The sequence below is a fragment of the Aeoliella straminimaris genome, assembly GCF_024054565.1.
Taxonomy (GTDB): domain Bacteria; phylum Planctomycetota; class Planctomycetia; order Pirellulales; family Lacipirellulaceae; genus Aeoliella; species Aeoliella straminimaris.
Genome location: NZ_JAMXLR010000087.1, coordinates 55,107 through 76,763 on the forward strand (window position 1 = coordinate 55,107; position 21,657 = coordinate 76,763).

21 protein-coding genes, 1 tRNA gene and 1 pseudogene are annotated in these 21,657 nt (G+C 60.1%); 9 read left to right on the forward strand and 14 right to left on the reverse strand.

Annotated elements, in window-relative coordinates; all coding sequences use genetic code 11:
- Positions 1-199: 199 nt before the first annotated feature.
- From NG895_RS24345 to abc-f, 3 genes are read left to right on the forward strand one after another with little or no spacing between them, the layout of a single operon-like run.
- On the forward strand, positions 200-1,714 hold the full coding sequence (locus tag NG895_RS24345) for a hypothetical protein (protein WP_252855154.1): 1,515 nt from the start codon (positions 200-202) through the stop codon (positions 1,712-1,714).
- A gap of 53 nt (positions 1,715-1,767) precedes the next feature.
- On the forward strand, positions 1,768-3,447 hold the full coding sequence (gene lnt / locus NG895_RS24350; protein WP_252855155.1) for an apolipoprotein N-acyltransferase: 1,680 nt from the start codon (positions 1,768-1,770) through the stop codon (positions 3,445-3,447).
- Positions 3,448-3,480: 33 nt separating this feature from the next.
- Positions 3,481-5,253: a ribosomal protection-like ABC-F family protein gene (gene abc-f, locus NG895_RS24355; protein ID WP_252855173.1), complete on the forward strand. Its 1,773-nt coding sequence runs from the start codon at positions 3,481-3,483 to the stop codon at positions 5,251-5,253.
- Positions 5,254-5,289: 36 nt separating this feature from the next.
- Here the strand turns inward: abc-f and NG895_RS24360 are convergent.
- The 10 genes from NG895_RS24360 to NG895_RS24400 all read right to left on the reverse strand — a co-directional run bounded on the left by NG895_RS24360 (position 5,290) and on the right by NG895_RS24400 (position 11,321).
- Positions 5,290-5,362 (reverse strand) — tRNA-Arg (locus NG895_RS24360).
- A 185-nt stretch (positions 5,363-5,547) separates the two neighbouring features.
- Positions 5,548-5,964 (reverse strand): DUF6896 domain-containing protein, encoded by a 417-nt coding sequence (locus NG895_RS24365; protein ID WP_252855156.1) that lies wholly within the window; start codon positions 5,962-5,964, stop codon positions 5,548-5,550.
- An 89-nt stretch (positions 5,965-6,053) separates the two neighbouring features.
- On the reverse strand, positions 6,054-6,446 hold the full coding sequence (locus NG895_RS30980) for a DUF7668 domain-containing protein (RefSeq protein ID WP_425267259.1): 393 nt from the start codon (positions 6,444-6,446) through the stop codon (positions 6,054-6,056).
- Between the two features lie 57 nt (positions 6,447-6,503).
- Positions 6,504-7,031, reverse strand: coding sequence for a HEAT repeat domain-containing protein (locus NG895_RS24370; protein WP_252855157.1), 528 nt, complete (start codon positions 7,029-7,031; stop codon positions 6,504-6,506).
- A gap of 381 nt (positions 7,032-7,412) precedes the next feature.
- Complete coding sequence (locus tag NG895_RS24375; protein WP_252855158.1) at positions 7,413-7,781, reverse strand: YciI family protein; 369 nt, start codon at positions 7,779-7,781, stop codon at positions 7,413-7,415.
- A gap of 59 nt (positions 7,782-7,840) precedes the next feature.
- The gene (locus NG895_RS24380) at positions 7,841-8,344 is read right to left on the reverse strand and encodes a VOC family protein (RefSeq protein ID WP_252855159.1); all 504 of its coding nucleotides are present in this window, start codon (positions 8,342-8,344) and stop codon (positions 7,841-7,843) included.
- 42 nt (positions 8,345-8,386) lie between these two features.
- The gene (locus tag NG895_RS24385; protein ID WP_252855160.1) at positions 8,387-8,818 is read right to left on the reverse strand and encodes a YciI family protein; all 432 of its coding nucleotides are present in this window, start codon (positions 8,816-8,818) and stop codon (positions 8,387-8,389) included.
- A 45-nt stretch (positions 8,819-8,863) separates the two neighbouring features.
- Positions 8,864-9,262, reverse strand: coding sequence for a YciI family protein (locus NG895_RS24390; RefSeq protein WP_252855161.1), 399 nt, complete (start codon positions 9,260-9,262; stop codon positions 8,864-8,866).
- A 56-nt stretch (positions 9,263-9,318) separates the two neighbouring features.
- Positions 9,319-9,804: a VOC family protein gene (locus NG895_RS24395; protein ID WP_252855162.1), complete on the reverse strand. Its 486-nt coding sequence runs from the start codon at positions 9,802-9,804 to the stop codon at positions 9,319-9,321.
- Between the two features lie 266 nt (positions 9,805-10,070).
- On the reverse strand, positions 10,071-11,321 hold the full coding sequence (locus NG895_RS24400) for an RNA polymerase sigma factor (RefSeq protein ID WP_252855163.1): 1,251 nt from the start codon (positions 11,319-11,321) through the stop codon (positions 10,071-10,073).
- A 245-nt stretch (positions 11,322-11,566) separates the two neighbouring features.
- Between NG895_RS24400 and NG895_RS24405 the strand changes: the two genes are divergently transcribed.
- From NG895_RS24405 to NG895_RS24425, 6 genes are all read left to right on the forward strand, one after another.
- Positions 11,567-14,008 (forward strand): DUF1549 domain-containing protein, encoded by a 2,442-nt coding sequence (locus tag NG895_RS24405; RefSeq protein WP_252855164.1) that lies wholly within the window; start codon positions 11,567-11,569, stop codon positions 14,006-14,008.
- Between the two features lie 24 nt (positions 14,009-14,032).
- Positions 14,033-15,493 carry a DUF1501 domain-containing protein gene (locus NG895_RS24410; RefSeq protein ID WP_252855165.1) on the forward strand — a complete coding sequence of 487 codons (1,461 nt, stop codon included), beginning with the start codon at positions 14,033-14,035 and terminating at the stop codon, positions 15,491-15,493.
- A 128-nt stretch (positions 15,494-15,621) separates the two neighbouring features.
- Entirely contained in the window at positions 15,622-16,377 is a 756-nt protein-coding gene (locus NG895_RS24415) for an SDR family NAD(P)-dependent oxidoreductase (RefSeq protein ID WP_252855166.1), read from the forward strand.
- Positions 16,378-16,440: 63 nt separating this feature from the next.
- Positions 16,441-17,172 (forward strand): hypothetical protein, encoded by a 732-nt coding sequence (locus tag NG895_RS24420; protein ID WP_252855167.1) that lies wholly within the window; start codon positions 16,441-16,443, stop codon positions 17,170-17,172.
- Positions 17,173-18,030 carry an RHS repeat-associated core domain-containing protein gene (locus NG895_RS30985; RefSeq protein ID WP_425267258.1) on the forward strand — a complete coding sequence of 286 codons (858 nt, stop codon included), beginning with the start codon at positions 17,173-17,175 and terminating at the stop codon, positions 18,028-18,030.
- A 35-nt stretch (positions 18,031-18,065) separates the two neighbouring features.
- The gene (locus NG895_RS24425; RefSeq protein WP_252855168.1) at positions 18,066-19,064 is read left to right on the forward strand and encodes a tetratricopeptide repeat protein; all 999 of its coding nucleotides are present in this window, start codon (positions 18,066-18,068) and stop codon (positions 19,062-19,064) included.
- 161 nt (positions 19,065-19,225) lie between these two features.
- Here the strand turns inward: NG895_RS24425 and NG895_RS24430 are convergent.
- The 4 genes and pseudogenes from NG895_RS24430 to NG895_RS24445 all read right to left on the reverse strand — a co-directional run.
- A pseudogene (locus tag NG895_RS24430) lies at positions 19,226-19,974 on the reverse strand (IS5 family transposase); the annotation flags it as partial.
- A 446-nt stretch (positions 19,975-20,420) separates the two neighbouring features.
- On the reverse strand, positions 20,421-20,822 hold the full coding sequence (locus tag NG895_RS24435; protein WP_252855169.1) for a hypothetical protein: 402 nt from the start codon (positions 20,820-20,822) through the stop codon (positions 20,421-20,423).
- A gap of 97 nt (positions 20,823-20,919) precedes the next feature.
- The gene (locus NG895_RS24440; RefSeq protein WP_252855170.1) at positions 20,920-21,195 is read right to left on the reverse strand and encodes a hypothetical protein; all 276 of its coding nucleotides are present in this window, start codon (positions 21,193-21,195) and stop codon (positions 20,920-20,922) included.
- Between the two features lie 92 nt (positions 21,196-21,287).
- Positions 21,288-21,657, reverse strand: a 370-nt coding sequence (locus NG895_RS24445) for a hypothetical protein (RefSeq protein ID WP_252855171.1), incomplete at its 5' end; no start/stop codon positions are given.

Here is a 21,657-nt window from a genome sequence, read left to right on the forward strand (position 1 = left end):
ATTCGACGCATCCCGAAATGTGCGAACAGGTTACGTTTCCTCGCACGCAAACAATTCAATCTGGCAAAGCACTCGTGCTGCGAATATGCAAGAACCCCAATTTCACAGAGCACCGGCGAAAACACTCTCCGTCCTACGTAGTGTAGGCCGATCGGTTCGCCCGCCGGCCAAATTAAAGCTGGTTTTGGCCCTGATTGTGATGATGCTTGTTTCGCCCGGGTGCTGGTCGGATATTCGATACGACCCCGCCGCCGAGGGGCAATCTGCCGCGACCAGCGAGCAGCCATCTCCGCCAGCCGACAGCGACCCGCCGGAAGCGGCGCCGGAGTTTTCCCTGTTTGACGAGTCCACCACCCCAGAGCCGGAGCCGGACCCCGCCATCGATTCGACCGATGACGCTGCGGTGTCGGCCGACTCGGAGCCGCCCGACCTGTTTGCGGATGTGAACGATGGCCCCCAGGAGCCCGTTGCCGAGGAGACGGACCCGCAGCCCTTCGGCACCACCGTGACAGATACAACGGTAGTCGAGGAAGCCGACACTCCGCCCAACGACACTTTAGCGGATGCGGAGGAGCCGGACGCCGAGGACGATTTATTCGAGTCCATCATCATGGGCTCCGACACCCCGGCTGCAGAGCCCGAGGAACCGGCAGAACCGGAAACCACCGAGCCGGCGCCCGAGCCCGAGACGTTGGCCGATACACCGCCGGCGAACCTGGACCCGATGGTGGGTTCGCGGCGCTTGACGGACGTAGTGCCGAGCGCGGAGGAAACGCCCCGCGTTGAAGCGGTTACGCCTGCCCCGCTGGCCGACATGACGCCGCCCAGGCAAACGCCCATCTCCGATCTGCTGCCTTGGCAGACCGCAAGCGAGGAAACACCGGATCCCCCCGTCGCTACCGAACTGGCGCCCCGCTACCCAGTGCGGGAAGAACCGAAGCCCGAAGAACCAGCGCGAGAGGACCCTGCGCCGATCGTTTCGACGGAGTCGCCAGACTTGGCGTGGGCCGCGCCAACCACTGAGCCAGAGACTCCCGCACCCGCCGCCGAACTGCCGGCACCCGAGATCGCCGAGCCCGTGGTCGAATTGCCCGAGCCAGAGCCAACGCGTGAAGCGGAGCCCCAGCCCCAACCTCCCGCCGTGGCATCGGCCGACACGCCCGAGTGGCAGGCCCCGCAACCGATGGAGCTGGAGCCGTTGGATCCTCGTCAGCAAGTGTGGCACCTGGCGTCGCGGTTGAGTTACTTGTTGGTGGCTCCCAACGTCGAAGGGGCGGACATCGAAACCGAATTGGGCGCTGCCGCCGAGGCGCTTGAACTCGAATTGCCCAAACTGAAGACAACCGAGCCCGGGTCGGCCGAACAGCTCAGGCAATTGCTCACCGTGGGTCGGCAATTGGGCCATGATGCCGGGGACAAGTACGGCATGGAAGACGCCGCGCTGGTGGAAGTCGCCTTCAAGAGCAACCTGCTGTTGGCCGTGGCCGAAAGCCGGCCGCAGTTGAAGCACTCGATCAGCGGTTCGGTGTCGGCCGCCGCTGTCAGGGCCGGCCTGCCCGAGAGCGTGTGGCAGCCCTTCCAAAACAACCTGGCCGATAGCGACCAGCCCGCTGAATTGACCGACGCGGTGGTCGAGTTGCACAGTGGGGTTGGCCAGTGGCTGAAGCAGTCCACCGAACCCTCGCCCGACGACGAGCCGCCCGTGCTTCGTTAGTCGTGCTCCCCCCCGCATCTGGAAGAAAACCAGCACCACTCGCAGGCGACAGGATGTCCACCTCCCCCGAGCAACCCGACGACGCGTCGAGATTTCTCTCGCGCCTGTTGCCTTTGATTCTTGCCGCGCTGGGGTCCCTCTTATTGGTGTTGGCGCAACCGCCGCTGCACTGGAGCATCCTAGCCTGGGTGGCGCCGCTGCCGTGGTTGTACCTGATCCGGCTCCCGCAACTGCCGGGCCGGCGACCGTATTTGCAGATTTGGCTGGCCGGAATCCTGTACTGGCTGCTGGCCATCCATTGGATCCGCCTGGCGCATCCAGCCACCGGCATCGGCCTGTTATTCCTGGCCGGGTACTTGGGCGTGTACCTGCCACTGTTCGTGGCCGCGGTTCGCGTGAGCGTGCATCGACTGCGAGTGCCAGTTTGGGTCGCCGCGCCGGTTGTGTGGACTGCCGTCGAATGGCTGCAGGCGCACCTGCTGGGTGGATTCCTGATGGCTGCGCTGGGGCACACTCAGATCGAGGAGTCCCGGCTCATTCAGATCGCCGACCTGGCTGGCGCTTACTTGGTGTCGACCCTGATCATGCTAGTGGCCGCGTGCGCCAGCGAGGTGATCTTTGCCGACCGCCAGTCGCGCAAGCCTGGCTGGTCGCCAATCGCAGCAACGCTGATCGCCGCCGCCGCGGTGGGGGGCGCATGGTGGTACGGCGGAGCAAAGCTGGCGGAGTTCACCACCGCCGACGATGCCCCCACCAAACGCATCGCCCTGGTGCAAGGCAACGAGCGGGCGGTGTGGACGCCCGACCCCGATCGCGAAAAACGTGTGATGGATCACTACACCCGGCTATCGCAAGAAGCCCTGGACATCGCCCAGGAGAGTGGCGAACCCTTCGACCTGATGGTCTGGCCCGAAGGGGCGTTTCGCACTCTGCTGTATTCCTACGACCCGGAAATATCCGCCGAGCAGGACACTACGGAAGCCGATAAATACGCGAGCTACGGCCCGACCGACCTGCAGAGGTTCGTTGAAGTCGTCGACGTCCCCGTGATGGTGGGCATCGATCGATACCATCTGACGCACACTTCTCCGATGAAACCGGGCAACGGCAGAGTCTACAACGCTGCGGTGGCCGTTGATCGAGAAGGCCAGATCATTGGCACTTACGATAAGAACCACTTGGTGATGTTCGGCGAGTACGTTCCAGGTGGCATCCTCTGGCCGGGGATCTATCAGTACTTTCCCATCGGCGGTGTCACGCCCGGCACCGAGCCCAAAGCGTTCGAGATCGACAACGTGGCCTACATGCCGACCATCTGCTACGAGACGGTCATCCCGCACGTCGTCCGCCGCCAGGTGCTGCAGCTTACCGAAGCGGGCCAGCGGCCAGACGTTCTGGTGAACCTGACCAACGATTCCTGGTTCTATGATTCCAGCGAACTGCGGATGCACCTGGCATGCAGTCGCTTGCGGGCCATCGAGTGCCGCACGCCGCTTGTGGCCGCGGCCAACGGCGGATTATCGGCAAATGTCGATGCCTGCGGCCGGCTGCTGGCTGTCAGCCAGCCGATGAACCCCGAAGTGCTGATGGTGGACGTGGTGCCAGGCGGGCACGACACGCTGTACCTGCGTGCGGGCGACACTTTCGCCATCGCCTGTCTGGTTGTTACGCTAGTAGCTGTCGCGGCCGGCCGCTGGGTTGGCCCGCAACCGCCCTCCAGTGATACCAATTAACGGTCGCAACGCAGCGACTGTGTGCCCAATAAAGTGCCCGTAGTTCTCACTCTGCAAGACGCTTACAAACGATATGGCGAGCAGCAACTGCTCGACGGCGCCACCTGCGCGCTGGCCGACGACCAGAAGGTGGGCCTGATTGGCCGCAACGGGGCCGGCAAGTCGACCATGTGCCGTATCCTGCTGGGCGAAGAAGAACTCGACGCCGGCGAGGTGGTGCGGAGCAAAAAGCTGCGGCTGGGCTACCTCCGCCAGCACGATCCATTTCAGCCGGGCGAGACGGTGCTCGACTTCCTAATGCGCGACAGCCAGCAGCCAGATTGGCGGTGCGGTCAGGTCGCCTGGCAGTTCGCCATCAGCGACGCCATGCTGGCCCAGCCGGTCCGCGAGCTATCTGGCGGTTGGCAAACCCGCGTGAAGCTGGCCGCCCTGCTGCTGCACGATCCCAATTTGCTGGTGCTCGACGAACCGACGAACTTTCTGGATCTTCGCACGCAGATGCTGCTGGAGCACTTTCTGCGTGAGTTTCGCGGTGGCTGCTTGATCGTCTCGCACGATCGCTCGTTCCTGATGAAGACCTGTTCGCACACGCTGGAAGTCTCCCGCGGCCAGCTCACCATGTATCCGGGCGATGTCGAGTCGTACCTCGAGAATCTTGACGAACGCCGTGAGCACGACCGCCGGGTGAACGCCACGACGCTGGCTAAACGCAAGCAGCTCGAAACGTTCATCAACAAGAACCGCGCCAACGCCAACACGGCCAGTCAGGCGCGGAACAAAGCCAAGCAGCTCGAACGACTCGAACTGGTGGAAGTGGCGGGCGAGGAAGCCAGCGTGTCGTTCAGCTTCCCGAAGATCGAAGCCCGCCGCGGCCCCGCCGTGCGGACCGAGCGGCTGGCCATCGGCTATCCCGATCGCCGTGTGGCCGACGACATCCACATCGAGATCGAACATGGTTCGCGCGTCGGCATCGTGGGCGACAACGGACAGGGCAAGACCACATTCCTCCGCACCATCTGCGAGTCGCTCAAGCCACTCGAGGGGCAACTCAAATGGGGCTACGGCTGCGACCTGGGCGTCTACGCCCAGCATGTCTACACCACGCTCGACGGCAAGAAGACCGTCATGGAGCACCTCGAGTACGAAGCGGCCACCGACGCCACCACGCAGCAGATCAAGGACATCGCCGGTAGCTTCCTGTTCGGCGGCGACCTGGTGAACAAGCGGATCAAAGTGCTCAGCGGTGGCGAGCGGGCCCGCCTGGTGCTGGCCAGTTTACTGCTGCAGAAACACAACGTCCTGGTGCTCGACGAACCGGGCAACCACCTGGACGTGGAGACCGTCGAAGCCCTGGCCGACGCGCTGGAGCGTTACGAGGGCACCGTGATCTTCACCAGCCACGACCGCCACTTCATGCGACGCGTGGCCACCGATGTGATCGAGGTCCGTGAAGGTCGCGTCGTGATCTACCCATCCAGCTACGACGACTACGTGTACCGCGTGCAGAAGGAAATCGACGCCGGCCTGCGAGCCGAAGCAGCCGCCCACGGTGCACCGGACGACGCCATCGCCGACAGGAAAGCCACCGCCCGCGCCGACCGCGACGCCCAAAAACGCCTGAAGTCGGTAGAACGCAAAATTGCCAAGCTCGACGAAGAGCAAAAAGCAGCCAACGAAGAGTTACTGCAAGTGACCGACGCCGCCGAAGCACAGAAGCTGCACGATCGCACCACCCAGATCGCTACGGAGCTCCAAGAACTGGAAGAGCAGTGGATGGACCTCTACGAAGCGATGGAAGCAGAATAGCAGACGCCCCGCCCAATTCCATCCGGCCTCAAAAAGCGCCCCCGGCAGGATTCGAACCTGCGACACACGGTTTAGGAAACCGATGCTCTATCCCCTGAGCTACGGGGGCACTGAGTTCTGTGAACTCGCTCTCAGTGTTCCTGACGCCACCGGTGGCGTCAAGGTCTCGTAGCTCAGGCCCGTGCGGCTGGTGGCTGGTTCACGGCACGGCGGTCGGGTTTCTCCGCAAGGCGGCAAAGCACCATTCGGAGCGAGGAAGCGGGGCACCCGCATTAGTGATTGCATCTGCAAGCGTCACGATGCACGGCGTCTGGGGTCGTAGTAGAGCGAGGTGTCTTTGATTAGTTCGCCTTCGTTAAATGCCGTTTCGAGCCAATCCTTTACGGCGTTGTGCGAACATTCCATTTCTGGGCAATTTCCTGCTTGGAAGTTCCAGAGCCGCCAAGCATCGAATCCATCGCGTTCGCCGTTGTCGCCCCAATCGAAGTCAATAACAAGATCGTTGATTTTCAGTTCTACGCCATAACCATGTGCGTAGATACCGATTCCGTTCAACTCTCGCGTGTCATGTAGACCATTCGCAGCACAGTAGAACGGCCACGCACGATTGGATTCGGGGAGTGGAATCGACAAATCGTGAAGCAATGTGTCAACAGCGAGGTCCTGTGCCCTTCGGAAGCGGTCAATCAGATTGTCGAGAACCTGGTGCATAACAATGACTGTGATTGGGATCAACGCAGTCTTTTGAGTAACAAAGCACCATTCGGAGCCAGGAAGCGGGTGGGTTCGTTGGGAGGTAGTTACAAAACGTGGATGTCGTCCAAGTAGACCAAGTATTCCGTTACTCCCTTCCGAAAATCGAACTGCACAGTGAAGTCTGAACGTTTTCCGTCCAGAGGTAAGTCGTGGTCCACTGCGTAGCCAGTTCCATCGTTGTATTCATACGCTTCGACGTGAAGGTCTTGCACCTTGTCAGGGTCGGTAATTCTGGGTTGGCATCCGTCTCCGAAATGGTCGAAGGTTACTTGCTCCAAGAGCGATTGTGTCCAGTGTACTGATCGGCTCGGCTCCAATTCGGAGACTGCTGCCTCAAATCCCTTTCGGGCAGCCAGCCTTATCCAAGATTTCGCGTAATCCAGGATTTCCGATTCACTGGCGTCCAATGCAGGACGATTCATTTTGTGGCTTGGCATGGCACCAACCTGTGTCACTCTGAAAATGCCGCGTTTGATTCTGCGCACAAGCAGTCCTCAAGACTCAGTCGCGAGTTCGCTGGTAGACTTTATAGCCCAATCAAGCGACTCACGGACTGTCGGGTCTGTTTCTATTGCGAGCCGTTCCAAAAGCTGGTCTTTGGCGTTTAACCGAGGTGACACAGCTATGTCACCCGCCACCTTAGACCTGACCTTCGCAGACTTGTCGTTCAGAAGTTGCGGGAAGATTTCTGCGAAAACTTCATCTGGAACGTCGCAGATGTAGGCAGCAGCGCGAAACCGAATCGTGGACGAACGATGAGAAGCAAAGGTCGTCCAAAGACCGCTTAGGTTGGGGTACTCGCGACCGATCTTAACCAGCCAATTTCCGGTTTGCTCCCAAACGCCAGACCCGCCATCCACGAAGGCTCCAGAGATGACGGGTTTCACTTCATCGTCGGTCGTAGACCCATCCAAGAGATCGTGAACGGCGTCGATAACGTAGTGAATCCTGTGTAGTTCATCAGGATTGCGAAGGTACTCACCCGAACGCTTCTTCTCATGCTCTCGACCAAACGTGAACACAGCCTGTTGTCCTCATCTCATGCACTGAGGGTTGTGAGCACGAGTCCTATCCGGTAAGCCTTCTCAATGCTCTGTTGCGAAATGGTTGTTGAAGCCGCCTTCGTAGCCGACGCACAATCTTGGGATACAGCGGCTGACATTACTGCAGTGTCAGTATGTCAGTAAATCGGGGTCAATCTTGGTCAAGTTTGGGAAATCTCTCGACGGCCTCGATTCTCAAAAGCATCGGAGAACACCGTGTTATCCGGTGTTTGCTGGACCCGTTTTGGCTCGCCCCTGAGCTGCGGGGGCCCTTCAGTCATTAGACTCGCTCTCAGTGTTCCTGACGCCACCGGTGGCGTCAAGGTCTCGTAGCTCAGGCCCGCGTGCGAGGAGAGGGGGTCACGCTTCGGTGGGCGTGGTGGGCAGGCTCTCTAGTTCGAACACTGGACGCACTTCGACGGTGCCTTTCTTGGCAGGTGGGATGCGGGCGGCGAAGGCAACCGCGTCGTCCAGCGTGGGGACGTCGATCAGGTAGAAGCCGCCGAGTTGTTCGGTGGTTTCGGCGAAGGGGCCGTCGGTCACCTGGCGTTGGCCTTCGCGGACGCGGACGCTGGTGGCGGTCGATACCGGGTGCAGTGGCGAGGAGAGCAGGTACTGTCCTTTCTCGCTCAGTTCGTGGCACAGTTCGGCCGACTCCTGCATGCAAGCAGCCCGCTCAGCTTCGGTGTAGGAGTCTTCGGCGCCGTAAACCAGCAGCATGTACTTCATCGATGGGGTCCTCGTTGGTTGTTCGATCGGGGTCGAGTGGTCCGCAGGTGAGTCGGATGCTATGCTTCGACGAATGCCGTCTCCAGCATTTCGATGTCGAGTTTTTTCATCGTCATGAGAGCGCCCATCACGAACTCGCTTTGCACTTCGGTGCCGCCGAAAAGCAGCCGGTTCAGCACTTTGGGTACGATTTGCCATGAGACGCCGAATTGGTCCTTCAGCCAGCCGCATTGCTGCGCGGCAGGGTCGCCACCTGCCGATAGCTGCTCCCAGTAGTAGTCGACTTCGTCTTGAGAGTCGCAGTGGACCTGCAGCGAAATTGCTTCGGTGAATTGGTACAGCGGCCCACCGTTGAGCGCCGTGAAAGATTGGCCATCCAGCTCGAACTCGACGGTCAGCACCGAACCAGCCTGTTGTCCATGGACTTCCTGTCCGGCTTTCGTGTAGTGAGTCACTGCCCCCATTTGGGAGTTGGGAAAGATCGAAGTGTAATGCTCGGCCGCCTGCTGTGCCTGACCATCGAACCAGAGACAGGGCGTGATGCGACTGGTGGTGATTGACATGAGTGTTGTGTGGTAAGGGGGATGTAATGGAATACTGGGTGCTTACGGGGTGTTTTGTTTGTCGACTTCAGCACGGAGGCGTTCGTCCCGTTCCTTCAGTTCGGGCGTCATGTTCTCGCCGAAGTCTTCCGCCTCGAATAGAGGGCGGACTTCAATTTCCGAGTCTTCCGGCATCGGGTTGGGGCACTTCTTGACCCATTCGATGGCTTGCTCCATCGATTCGACCTGCCACAGCCAGTAGCCGGCGACCAGTTCCTTGGTCTCGGTGAACGGACCATCGACCACCGCGCGGTCGCTACCGGAGAATTGCACGCGGCAACCCTGCGAGCTGGGTTGCAGGCCGGCGCCGGCTTGCATGATGCCCGCTTTCACGAGTTGCTCGTTGAACTCGAACATATCGGCGATCAGTTGCGTGCTGGGTAGTTCGCCCCGCTCGCTGCTGGCGGTCGCTTTGACCATGACCATCACTTGCATTGCTTCGTTCCTTTTTAAGATTCAGACTCAGTGGACAGCCGCGAGCTACGATGGGTGCACGCTGAACTTCGCATCGCGCTCGGCCACCAGGGCATTGATCGTCTCGTCGGCAGGGCGAATCTCCCAATGGCCGAACTGGATGCCCGGGTGCTTCGACATCAGCGCGATGGCGTGGTTCAAGTCGCGGGCCTCGAGCAGCAGGATGCCGCCGAGTTGCTCCTTGGTTTCAACAAACGGGCCATCGATTACCGACACCTGGCCATTCACCAGTTCCAGGGCCACGCTGTCGCGGACACTCTGCAGCGCTTCGCCCCCGAGGAAATGCCCACCGCGACGCAGTTCGTCGTCGTAGGCGAAGCATTCGTCCATTTTCTCTTGGAACTCCTCCGGAGCCATGTCTTCGAACTTCGATTCGTCGCAATATCCCAAGCAAATGAATTTCATGAGAGTGACTTCCCGTATCTGGTTATGAGTGTAGGTCTCGGATCGCCGATGATCGATTACTGCTGGGCGTCCGCTTGCTGGAAGGCTTCGACCATCGCCTGTTGCATCTCTGCTGGCGAGAGCTCGCGCTGATGCGTGGCGAACGACCAGCTATGGCCGTAGGGATCGGTGACCATGCCGTAGCGATCGCCCCAGAACATGTCGGAGGTTGGCATTTTGGGCGTCGCCCCCGCTTCGATGGCGCGGTTGTATACGGCGTCGCAGTCTTTCACGTAGCGATGCACGGTCACTGGCGTGCCGCCCAGCGCTTTGGGATTCTGAGCCGCTCCGCCACAGTACTCGGGGAAATCGTCGGCCAGGTAAATCACCTTGCCATCGATCGACAACTCGGCGTGCATCACGCGCTCGCCATCGGGCGACATCAGGCAACCCAGCGACTCGGCGCCAAAGGCCTTCTGGTAGAACTGAATCGCTTCGGTGCAGGGGCTGCAAACCAGGTGCGGAATCAAGCCTTCGCGGCCGGAAGGGATGGGAGAGACCATGGGGAGTTTTCCTGTAAGTAAGAGCTGCGTGCCGGATGCCTGTCACCCGTTCCATGAGCTTGTCGATGTAGCACCGCCGTGCTCGACATCGGTCTCGAAAGTTTCTCAGAAAAAAACCGGCCAGTTCGTAAAAGTCGTGGGCGATTGAAGTTAAGCGAGGTTCAGCCGGCCAGCCATGACACCATCGTACGGCAAGGTCAGGCCATCGGAATGGAATCGGTCGCGAAGATCCGTGTCGAATTCGCACGGCCTACAGAACCATAGGGTTAAGCGAGCTCTCGGAGACGCTTCTCCAGGAATCGCCGCTCGGGTTCCTGGGTGGCTAGCTCGAGGGCCGCCTGGTACGACGCGCGTGCGTCGTCCGTGCGGTCTAGACGCCGGCAAAGATCCGCCCGGGCGGCGTGGGCCAGGTGATAGTCCTGCAGCTGGCCACTGGCGAGAACCTCATCCACTTCGGCCAGTCCCACCTCGGCGCCGTCGCGCATGGCGATTGCCACCGCGCGGTTGAGTCGCACCACGGGCGAGGGGGCCGCCTGCAGCAGGATGTCGTAGTAGGAGACGATCTGCGACCAATCCGTGGCGTCGAACTCCGCGGCGCTGGCGTGCACCGCCGAGATCGACGCTTGTAACGTGTACATGCCGATGCGACCCGTGGCCAGCGCCCGGGACACCAACTGGCGACCTTCGGCAATCAGTTGTTGGTCCCACAGCGAGCGATCTTGATCTTCGAGCAGCACCAGGTCGCCAGTGGCGTCGGTTCGCGCGGTGCGTCGCGATTCGTGAAGCAGCATCAAGGCGAGCAGTCCCAGCACTTCGGCGTCGGGCAGAAGTTCGGCCAGTAGCCGGCCCAGACGGATGGCTTCGGCCGACAGGTCGGTCCGCGTGGCCGACTCGCCCGACGATGCCGAGTAGCCTTCGTTGAACACCAGGTAGACGACCGATAACACCGAGTCGAGCCGCTGCGGAACCTCGTCGAGCGCAGGCACCTCGAACGGGATGTTGGCTTCGCGAATCTTGGCCTTGCCGCGGACGATGCGTTGCGCCATGGTCGAGGGCTTGGTCAGGAACGCCGAAGCGACTTCTTCGGTCTTCAGGCCGCAAACTTCGCGGAGCGTGAGCGCCACCTGCGTATCCGCTGCCAGGGCAGGGTGGCAGCAGGTGAAGATGAGCCGCAGTTGATCGTCTTCCAGTTGGCGGCGATCCAGTTGGCTGATGTCGGGTGGCGACTCTGCTTCCATCCGGCGGGCCAACTGCTCGAGGTTGGCATCGAAGCGGGTCCGCCGCCGAATGGTGTCGATGGCTTTGAAGCGCCCCGTGGACACGAGCCACGCCCGTGGGTTTTGGGGAACTCCTTCGTTGGTCCATTGCGTCATGGCCGAGGCAAATGCTTCGTGCATGGCGTCTTCTGCCAGATCGAAATCGCCCAGCAGACGAACGAGCGTGGCAAAGATGCGCCGCGACTCGCGCTGGTAGATCGTCGCGATCAGTTGTTCGACGTCTTCTTCGCCGCTGGCCATGTTGATTCAAGAAGATAGAAGTAAGTTGCAGCCCGCTGCCGATGTTTCGTCCGGAGTACCGAAAATCTGCCAACCGCTCATCGATTGACCTGCGGTACCCAGCATAATGCCACGGATTCGAAATTTTTGACTCCAATGTCGTCAATCCAGTATATTGCTGGTGTACGGGCGATATCTACTCGCTGAGATGCGCCCTCTGCCTTCCCCAGTTTCCCACCCGCCTCTCTCGGCCCGCGTTGCCTATCGTGATTCGATTTGCCCTGCCCGCCCATTGCCGCCGTTTGACTGCCCTGGTGGCAGCGCTATTTCTCAGTGGTGCATTCACCCAGGGGGCGGAAGAGAAGATAAGCTACTCGCGTCAGATTCAGCCATTGCTGGCTGCGCGGTGCTTTGCTTGCCATGGTCCTGACGAAGCGGAAAGCGGGCTGGCCCTGCACGAAGAGAAGCTGGCCCATGCCGAACCCGACTCGGGCACGATGGCCATTGTGCCTGGCAAGCCGGACGAAAGCGAACTGCTGCGGCGGGTAGCCTCGACCGACGAGTGGGAACGCATGCCGCCGGAAGGCGAGCCGCTGAAGCCGGCCGAGATTGAGCTGCTCCGGCGCTGGATCGCCGAAGGGGGCGAGTACGAAAAGCACTGGGCCTTCGAGCAACCGCAGCGGGCCGAACCCCCAGCCGTAGAGAACAACACGTGGGTGGCCAACCCGATTGACGCCTTTGTGCTGGCGAAGCTCGAAGCGAGGGGGATCGAACCGGCTCCTCCCGCTGACCGCCGGGTGCTGGCCCGCCGGGTGTACTACGATGTGACCGGCCTGCCACCCACGCTGGAGCAGTTGGAGGAGTTCCTGGCCGACGAGCGCCCCGATGCGTACGAGCGGTTGGTCGACAAGCTGCTGGCCTCGCCCCGCTACGGCGAGAAGTGGGCGCGGCACTGGTTGGACCTGGTGCGTTACGCGGAGACCAACAGCTTCGAGCGCGACGCGCCCAAGCCGTTTGTGTGGAAGTACCGCGACTACGTGATTCGCTCGCTGAACGACGACAAGCCGTACGATCAGTTCGTTCGCGAACAGCTTGCCGGCGACGAACTCGACGAAGTCACGACCGAAACCATGACGGCCACCGGCTACTATCGGCTGGGCACCTGGGATGACGAACCGGCCGATGCGTTGCAGTCGCGTTACGACGACCTGGACAACATCGTTTCGACCACCGGCCAGGCTTTCCTCGGGCTCACCGTGGGCTGTGCGCGGTGCCACGATCATAAGATCGACCCGATGCCGCAGACCGACTACTACAGCATGTTGTCGTTCTTTGCCGACGTCACGCCGTATGCCACTCCACGCGGCCGCGATGCAAGGCAAAACAGCTTGAGAGATTGTTCGCCCTCCGAGGCCTCCCGCCGCCGTGGCGAGATCGAAGAGCGAATGATAGTCGTGCGAAAGCGGATGACCGAGCTCGAAGAGCTGGCCATCGACCGTATGTCGGCGCCCGATCAACACCGCAGCGAAACCAGCGAACGGCGCGAGCTGTTGCGAGAGAAACTCGACGAGCACCAGACCGACGCCGAGCGCGACGAATACACTCTGCTGCGTAGCGAGCGGGAGGAACTCAGGGACGCGCAGCGCGAGTTGCCGCCGGCTGAATGGGTGTTGTCGCTGGCAACGTGCGACGCCCAGCCCGAGCCCACCACCGTCATGATGCGAGGCAATCCCCACGTGCCGGGCGACGTGGTCACGCCATCGTTTCCTGAATTGTTCGACGACGAGTGCCCCGAGATACCCGCAGCCCCGGCCGATGCCCACTCGGCGGGGCGGCGGCGAGTGCTGGCCGATTGGATTGCGAGCCCCGACAACATGCTCACCGGCCGCGTGATCGCCAATCGTGTGTGGCAACACCACTTCGGCCGCGGCATTGTCCGCAGTTCCAGCAACTTCGGCCTGTTGGGCACACCGCCCACGCATAAGGAACTGCTCGATTGGCTGTCGTTCTATCTGATCGATCACCAGTGGCAGCTCAAATCGCTGCACCGCCTGATCCTCACCTCCAGCACCTATCAGATGGCCAGTACCGCGCGGCCGGAAGCCCTGGCGGTCGATCCGGCGAACGACCTGTTCTGGCGGTTCGACATGCGCCGGCTCACGGCCGAGGAGATGCGCGACACGGTGCTGTATGTCTCCGGCCAGTTGAACGAAAAGCAATATGGCCCCAGCATCTATCCCAAGCTATCGGCCGAGGTGCTCGCCACGCAAAGTCGACCGGGCCAGGACTGGCACACCTCCGATCCGCGGGAGGCCGCGCGGCGGAGCATCTACATCCACGTGAAGCGCAGCTTGATCGTGCCGGAGCTCGCCGTGTTCGACTTCCCCGAGACCGACACCAGCTGCGAGGCGCGTTTCAACACTACGCAGGCCGCCCAGGCGCTGAACCTGCTGCATGGCGAATTCATGCAAACTCAGTCCCGGCACTTCGCCAGCCGCGTCGAGCAGCAAGCGGGCGGTGGCATCGACCAGCAACTGCGCCACGCCTTGCACCTGGCACTGGGCCGCGAAGCGGACGAAGAAACGGTGGCCGACAGCCGGAAACTCTACGATCAATATCGTCAGCAGCATGGACTCAACGATCGACAGGCCTTCGAGCAGGTGTGCTTGATGGTGCTGAATCTGAACGAGTTCGTGTTTGTCGACTAGCCATCAGCTTGTGAGGCAATCGGGATGACCATGCGTAACTTCTGCAACCGCACCCGCCGCCAGTTCCTGTGGGAAACCGGCGCGGGATTTGGCGCCACGGCGCTGGCTGGCATGCTGGCCGGCGATGGCTTCTTCGGCTCCTCGGCCGCGGCCTCCGGCCTGGCCGGAGCGGATGCCAATCCCCTGGCACCCAAGTCGCCCTCGGGCACGGCCAAGGCCAAGAGTGTCATCTTCCTGTTCATGTATGGTGGGCCCAGCCACATCGACACGTTCGACTACAAGCCGAACCTGGTGGGCATGGACAACAAGAGTGTGGCGGTCAAGACCTTCGGCCGCGGCGGCAAGAAGAACGAAGGCCGCATCGTCGAACCGCGATGGAAGTTCAAGCAGTACGGCCAGTGTGGCAAATGGGTCAGCGACCTGTTCCCGCATGTCGCCGAGTGCGTGGACGACATCGCCTTCGTGCATTCGATGCAGGCCGACTCGCCCATCCATGGCTCGGCCATGCTGATGATGAACTCCGGCAAGCTCATCTCCGGCAGCCCGGCCATGGGGTCCTGGGTGAACTATGGTCTGGGCACGATGAACGAGAACCTGCCGGGTTTCGTGGTGATGCTCGATCCGACCGGCGGACCGATCTCCGGCGCTAAGAACTGGTCGAGCGGCTACATGCCGGCCACGTACCAGGGAGCCACCTTCAAGCACGAAGGCGCGCCGGTGCTGAACCTTTCGCGTCCCGCCGGCACCACGCGTGAGTTGCAGCGCGACATGCTCGACACACTGGGCGACATCAATCGACGTCATATGCAGCCGCGGATCGACAACACCGATCTGGCCGCTCGCATTGCCAGCTACGAACTGGCCTACAAGATGCAAGTCTCCGCGCCCGAGGCGGTCGACTTCGCGCAGGAGTCGCAAGGCACGCTCGACATGTACGGCGTGGGCCGCGAGCCGACGCACCACTTTGGTTCGCAATGCCTGCTTGCCCGACGCCTGGTCGAGCGGGGTGTGCGGTTCATCCAGGTTTACTCGGGTGGCAACCACATCGACCACAACTGGGATGCCCACGGCGATCTGGAGTTCAACCACAACAAGCACGCCGGCGAAACCGATCAGCCGGTGGCCGCCCTGCTGCGCGATTTGAAACAGCGGGGCATGCTGGACGAGACGCTCGTCGTCTGGGGCGGCGAGTTCGGCCGCCAGCCGACCGCCGAATACGCCAAGGGCACCGGGCGCGATCACAACAGTTACGGCTTCACCATGTGGATGGCAGGCGGCGGCATCAAAGGGGGCGTGAGCATCGGCCAGACCGACGAACTCGGCAGCCGCGCCGTCGAGCGACCCACTGAGGTGAAAGAGCTACACGCCACGGTGCTGAAGCAACTGGGCCTCGATCCCAATCACCTCAGCTACTTCTACAATGGTCTCGATCAGAAGCTGGTGGGCGTCGAGCACGTGGAGCCGATCCACGAGATCATCGCGTGACACTTTCGACACCCAGCGTGGCGGTGGTATCTTAAGCCATTCCACAGGCGCTTGATTGATCGCTCGGCGTGAATCGCTCGTCGCGCGAATTTCACTTTGACTGCTAACAACGGTACGAAGAATTCAATATGTCTCTCACCATCAACAATCGTGTCGCCCTCATCACTGGCAGCACCCGCGGCCTCGGCAAGCAGATGGCCTTGAAGCTGGCGGAGAATGGCGCTCGGGTGGCCATGAACTACTACGGCAACCAGGAACTGGCCGAGCAGTCGTTTGCCGACCTGCAGGCCGTCGGCGGCGAGCACTGCCTGGTGCGGGGCGACGTTACCGACGAGCAGGGCGTCCAGCAGATCGTGGCGGAAGTGGCCGAGAAGATCGGACCGGTCGACATCCTGGTGCCCAACGCCACGTGCGAGCAACCGCTCAAGCCCATCGAAGAGTACGACTGGGCCTTCTTCCAGCGGATGGTCGACTTCTTTCAAAAAAGCCCCTTCTTGCTCACGCAAGCTTGCCTGCCGCACATGCGCCAGCAGGGGTGGGGACGCATTGTGCATCTGTCGAGCGAGGTGTTCCCCGGCTCGTGGGCGGAATTTTGCCCCTACTGCTCGGCCAAGGGAGGGCAGACCGGCCTGGCCCGTAGCAATGCCCGCGAGTTCGCTCCTTATGGCGTAACCGTTAATATCATCGCGCCCGGTTGGATTCCCGTCGAACGTCACAGCGATGCCACGGACGAGGAAAAGGCCGATTATCTCGCCACCGCGCCGATGGGCAAGTTTGGCGATCCGCAGGACGTGGCCCATGCTTTATTGTACCTGGTGAGCGAGGAAGCCAGCTTCGTCACAGGGGCCACCCTGGACGTCAACGGCGGCCGCACGATCTACTAGGAGTAGTCACCCCGGCCACCTTGCCAGTCACTGTTCGCGAATACTCCCGCAACCGTTGTCACGATGAAGAATGGGTTCGCCAACACCGGCGACGAGACTCCCTCGGTCCAAACGCAGCCCGGTTGGTCGGGAAAGCTGGGGGTGTGGCTGCTCCTGGGGGCTGTGTTCACAGCATTCGCATTGGTGACGTGGATCGTGCTGACCACCCCGCTGACTCGCAATGAGTTGGGCCTGTTGGGCGGACTCAACGTCGAGGCCAGCGAAGACACGCTCGTCTTCGTGGGCGATCGCTACATCGGCACCGGCAAGGTGGAAATCTCATGGAACGACCTGCTGGGCGCCGCGGGCCGACCCCCGCTGGCGGTGCCAGGCGACAAAGACACCCAGCTTGCCGGTCCCGACGCGGAACTCGTCTGGTCGCAGCAGGGCCCGCAAGGCGCCAATCGCGGCCCCCAGGACGTCGACTACTCGTTTCGCCAGCAACTCTACCGCCGTGCCGATGGCCAGTTCGATCAACTGTTCGTCATCGATTGCAGCTTTCCCAAAGCCGAAGGGCAGTGGCGCCAACTGCTCATCCCCGTTCGCGGCCGCAAACAAGGCGCGGCCGCGGCGGGCTACTTCCCCCAGCCAGGCCTGCAAGGCGCCGGCAACGTCAGCCGGGGCATGATCCCCAGCCGCCGCGACGCCGCAACGTTCCAACTCAAGCTACAAGTGCGCAAAGGCACCTGGCCCAAAGCGGTGCAAGAGCCAACCGCCGACCTGGTGTTGTGGCAGCCCGAGCGAGCTGAGAAGTAGGTGGACTCATGCACCGAAGCGAGCAGCATTGGTAACGAGTTTCTGTATACCGGAAGGAGACTCGATCCCGAGACGGGTTTGCAATACTCGAGGTATCGGTACTACCACCCGCAGCTTGGGCGGTTCGTGAGTCGGGACCCGATTGGGTACGGGGGTGGGATGAACTTGTATGCCTATGTGGGGGGGATGCCGACTATGCATACGGACCCAATGGGGCTTGAACCACCACTCGCTGTCCGACCGACTGAAAAGGACGGTATCTGCACGCTGGAAGTCCTTTGTCGGATTGGTGGCGTCAAGGTACGGCGGTATCGCGTCGGATTGCTTAGAATATTCGATCAGGGGTGGTTGGGCTTTGATCTCTCCGATGTGGATGATCGAACTGTGTGCCAGTTTGCAGCTTTGGTTGCGATAGCCGCCCCCAATGCTTGTCCTGATGGTAATCAAGGTCCTGGGCCTGGGCCTGGGCCTGGGCCTGGGCCCGGACCTGGCGGAAGTAGGCCTCCACAATCGGGTCCGCTGTCTGAACGTCTTCCTAAAAGGATAAATCCTCACCTTTCCCCGGAAGTGCCCACGGGTCCGGCTGCATACACTCCCACGCCAGATTTCCTGCCCCTCATTCCACTTTCTTCTCCAACTACTCCGACATATGGTCCCGGTTACTACCCGGACTTGACTACACCCCGTACGATTATTGAGACTAAACCAACTCCCAGCCCTACAACTACGCCCAAACCTTGCGGTTGTGGAACACCTTGGTGGCAAAAAGTAAGAGTCCCAAATATCTTCTTCTGGATCGTTCCTTATCCCTTACTGGAACCGTACCTTCATGATCGCTGTGAACCGCGTGTGGCCTAATACAGAGTAAGATTTTAGATGTTTTCGCAGTAATCATGTCAAAGTCGTCTAACAAGACCGAGCAGGCGAGGCTCGCACTTGAAGCGGGGGACTTAGACGAAGCGCAACGTCTAGTCGAAGCTGTACTGGCGGTTTCGCCCAACAACGCAGATGCACACAATGTGCTCGGCGTGATTAAACAGCTATCGGACGATGCCGTGGGGGCGATTGTAGAGTACAAGTTGGCAGCGAGTCTCGACCCCTCGCTCTGGAAACCGTTTGCCAACGCTGCCGAATTACTCTACCAATTGGGAAGACCAGGTGAGGCCCTGCCATATGCAGAGGAACTCTTGGTCTTAAGCCAGAATCCTGCTCATGTGCGCCTAAATGGACTGATTCTTGTTGCTCTCGACGACACAATAAAGGCTAGAGACTGCTTTGCAGAGTTTGTGGTTAGAGCAACGGAGGATAGAGACACATACCTTGGCTTGGTTGATTTGTCAATCTGCGATTTTAATCTCGGGAAGTTTGAAGCGGCAGCACAATTGTCTACATACGCCGTAGAAATCTTGCCTGACGAACCCATAGCATACTACTGGAAAGGCCTTGCGCATGAAGCAATGCAATCATACGATGAGGCCCTGAAAGCGTTCACTATGTTGATTGAATTGGAAGAGCCGAAAGACGCCGCGCTTCATGCTCGAAGCAGAGTCTTCGGGGCCACGCAGGAGTATGAACTGGAAGCAGCGGACTTATCCGCTGCGATTAGTATAAACCCGGAACATAACAGGTATTACTTAGACAGAGCTGTCTGTTATTTCCATTTGCGGGGTTTCGATTTGGCTCGGGAGGACCTTGAAGTTATTGCGGGAGACGCAGAGTTCAGGGTAGATGTCCACCATTATCGATCCCTCATGTTTGCAGAGGAAAACAACTGGTGCGAAGCGTTGAGGGAAGCCGAAGAGGCACATCTCTTGGCACCGAATGATAAGACCATGTACGAGAATTTGGTTTGGCTTCGAGATCGGGTGCGTGAAGAAGACCTCCCTCCATGAGCATAACGCGAGTACGCTAGAGCCGTAGAGTGCAGAAACTCAGCCGAAACCAGCGGCCAATGTCAAGCCCAAGGAACAGAAGCCATTTTCATAACCACTTTCAACAATCCCGGTTGCAACCGCCCTATTCCGAGGCTTTCGACTGATGATTAGAAGCAGTTTCAAAACCTCCTCATGACGACCATGAGGCAGGCAAGTTGTACAAATCCGTGAAATAGGTGAGCGTAGTGCTCGTATCTCGTAACCAGGCGTCGAAAGTTTTGCAGCCAGCCGATGGAGCGTTCTACTTTCCAGCGGCGACGGTAACGGCGCAGTTTGCGACCGTCCTGAGTTGCTGCTTTCTTGCGGTTACTGCGATGGGGACAAATCAGGTCAATGTGGCGTCGCCTCAAGCGTTTCCGCAAAGGGTCACTGTCGGCAGCGCCGTCGTAGATCAGCCGACGAGGGCTTTTGGGAAGCATCCGCTGGTCGAGCAGAGATTCGATCAGCGTGACCTCGTGAGGGCTGGCGCTGGCGATCTCTCCAGCCAGGGGCAACCCATTGCCATCGATGAGGACCATGATCTTGGTCCCCTTGCCGCGTTTGGTCTTGCCTACGCAATCTCCCCTTTTTTTGCCGAGGCAAAGGTGCCATCGGCCATCGATTCTTCCCAGTTGATTTTGCCTTCGCGGTCGAGTTTGCGAAGCAGGCGTGCCCACGCCTTGGACCAGATGCCCGCTTCGGTCCACTCTTTGAACCTTCGCCAGCAAGTGGCTGGCGAGGGGAAACACCGCGGCAGGTCTTTCCACCGGGCTCCGGTTCTCAATATCCACAAGATCCCCTCGACACACTCGCGCGTGTCGGCGCGGGGCCTTCCCCCTTGGGGAGAAACCGGTTGGTTGGGAAATAGGGGAGCAATTAACAGCCATAACTCATCAGTGAGTTGTTTTTCGGTTTCCGTCTTGGACCCCTGCGAGGTTTCCACCTCGTGCTTGCAGGGTCGTTTGTGCATCAGCGACCTCGTATGGTCCAAAAACTAAACCGACGCGGAAACCACTTGAATTCCAGGAGTTGCGAACACGACCAGGGCTGACACCCTAGCAACACGGCTCACAAGAGCGAAGAACCGCTGAACGATAGCACCCCCACCATGCTTCTGCATGGCCGCCTTACGGCGGACCTTTCCTAAGCCATCGGTGAATAGTAGATTTTGAGCCTACGCCGAAGCGACACTTACAGGCGTTGGCTACGTCGCGGACTGAGCAGTCCCGCATTACTTGGGCCAGTTCCTTTGGTGTGGTGGGCATCGGGCCGTAGACCTTGTTGTACGCCCGAACGAACCCGATTTCAGCAGCCAACAGGTGGAACCGGACTGCCTTACGCATTGGTCGCTTGGTCGATCGCGGTCGTGAATCTGTTGGCAATTCTCTCCAATCGTTCAGGACCTTCGGGCAAGTCGATGATTTCGTCCGTAACGGCAGCAATCAGCACCTTGGCCAGTTCGGCAAGCGTGTCCTTGCGCAACGCTTGGTTGCATCGTTCGGAAATCTCTTGCTGAGTCTTTACCAGTCGCGCGACCGTTTGGAGTGCTGGCGTCAGGGCCTGCAAGGCTTCATTCGGATCGTTGCCCGTGTCCTGTAGCTCCTGCAACTTGGCTTCAATGATCGCGCGCATCAAACAGATTTCGTGCTCGATGGATTCCAGTGTTTTGGATTTGTGATAGTGGTCGGCAAAAACATGCGCTTGATGGTAAGCGTCGTGTGAACTCGATGTTGACATAAGTGTCTCCTAGAAAAAGTGCGGCGGGGTGTGCCTTCCCCGCCGCGGCGGAACCCGATAGGGTCGTAAACATGAAGGGTCGTTAGCCCACCCGCCGTTAGATTTGTAAACCCTTGCTCACACGTTGTTGTGTGGCAACGTCGCCCCGTAATGCGGCTGCGCGCAGAGCCAAAACACGGAGGGAGGTGCGTTGCTCGTCTGACATTTTCAGCCATGCTGCGTTCACGGGATTCTCTGTGTCGATCATGTCACCTTCGACAATGATCCGCGCCGGGTCGGTGGCTTCGCCGATAACGAGCGGCTCGCGGAGGTGGCGAAGTTCGGCCTCGCTGATTTTTGTAACACGTCTCAATTCTCTAGTTGTGATTTTCATTTGTTTCTCCAAAAGGTTAAAAGTTCCCCGCCCCAAGGGAAAATTAGGGCGAGGGCGTCAGCGACTACGCCGTCGCTTCGGTTCCGCCGCAATCACTCGGCGTCACTCACTTGATTTACGATTTCTGTAATAGCTTCGGTGTCGCCCGCCGCGAGTGCGGCATTCAGGGCTGGCTTGGCCTCGGGAAAATCGGCAAGGTCCATTGCGGCGAATGCTTGGTTGCCCTGCCCGATTACATCTAGGGTACGATCGACCTGGATTGTTGGCCGAACGTTGAACAACTCGGCCTGGGTCGCTGCCAATTCATCGGCCAACGTTTCCATGCGTTGCTGGATTCCGGCAACCTTGTTCGCGTGACGACCCTCCAAGATTTGGTTGACCATGCCCAAGAGTGAATTGGTCTCGGCGGGGTGGCACTGGCTAGCCGGCGGGGTGGCACTGCCGGCACGTTTCGGGTGCCAC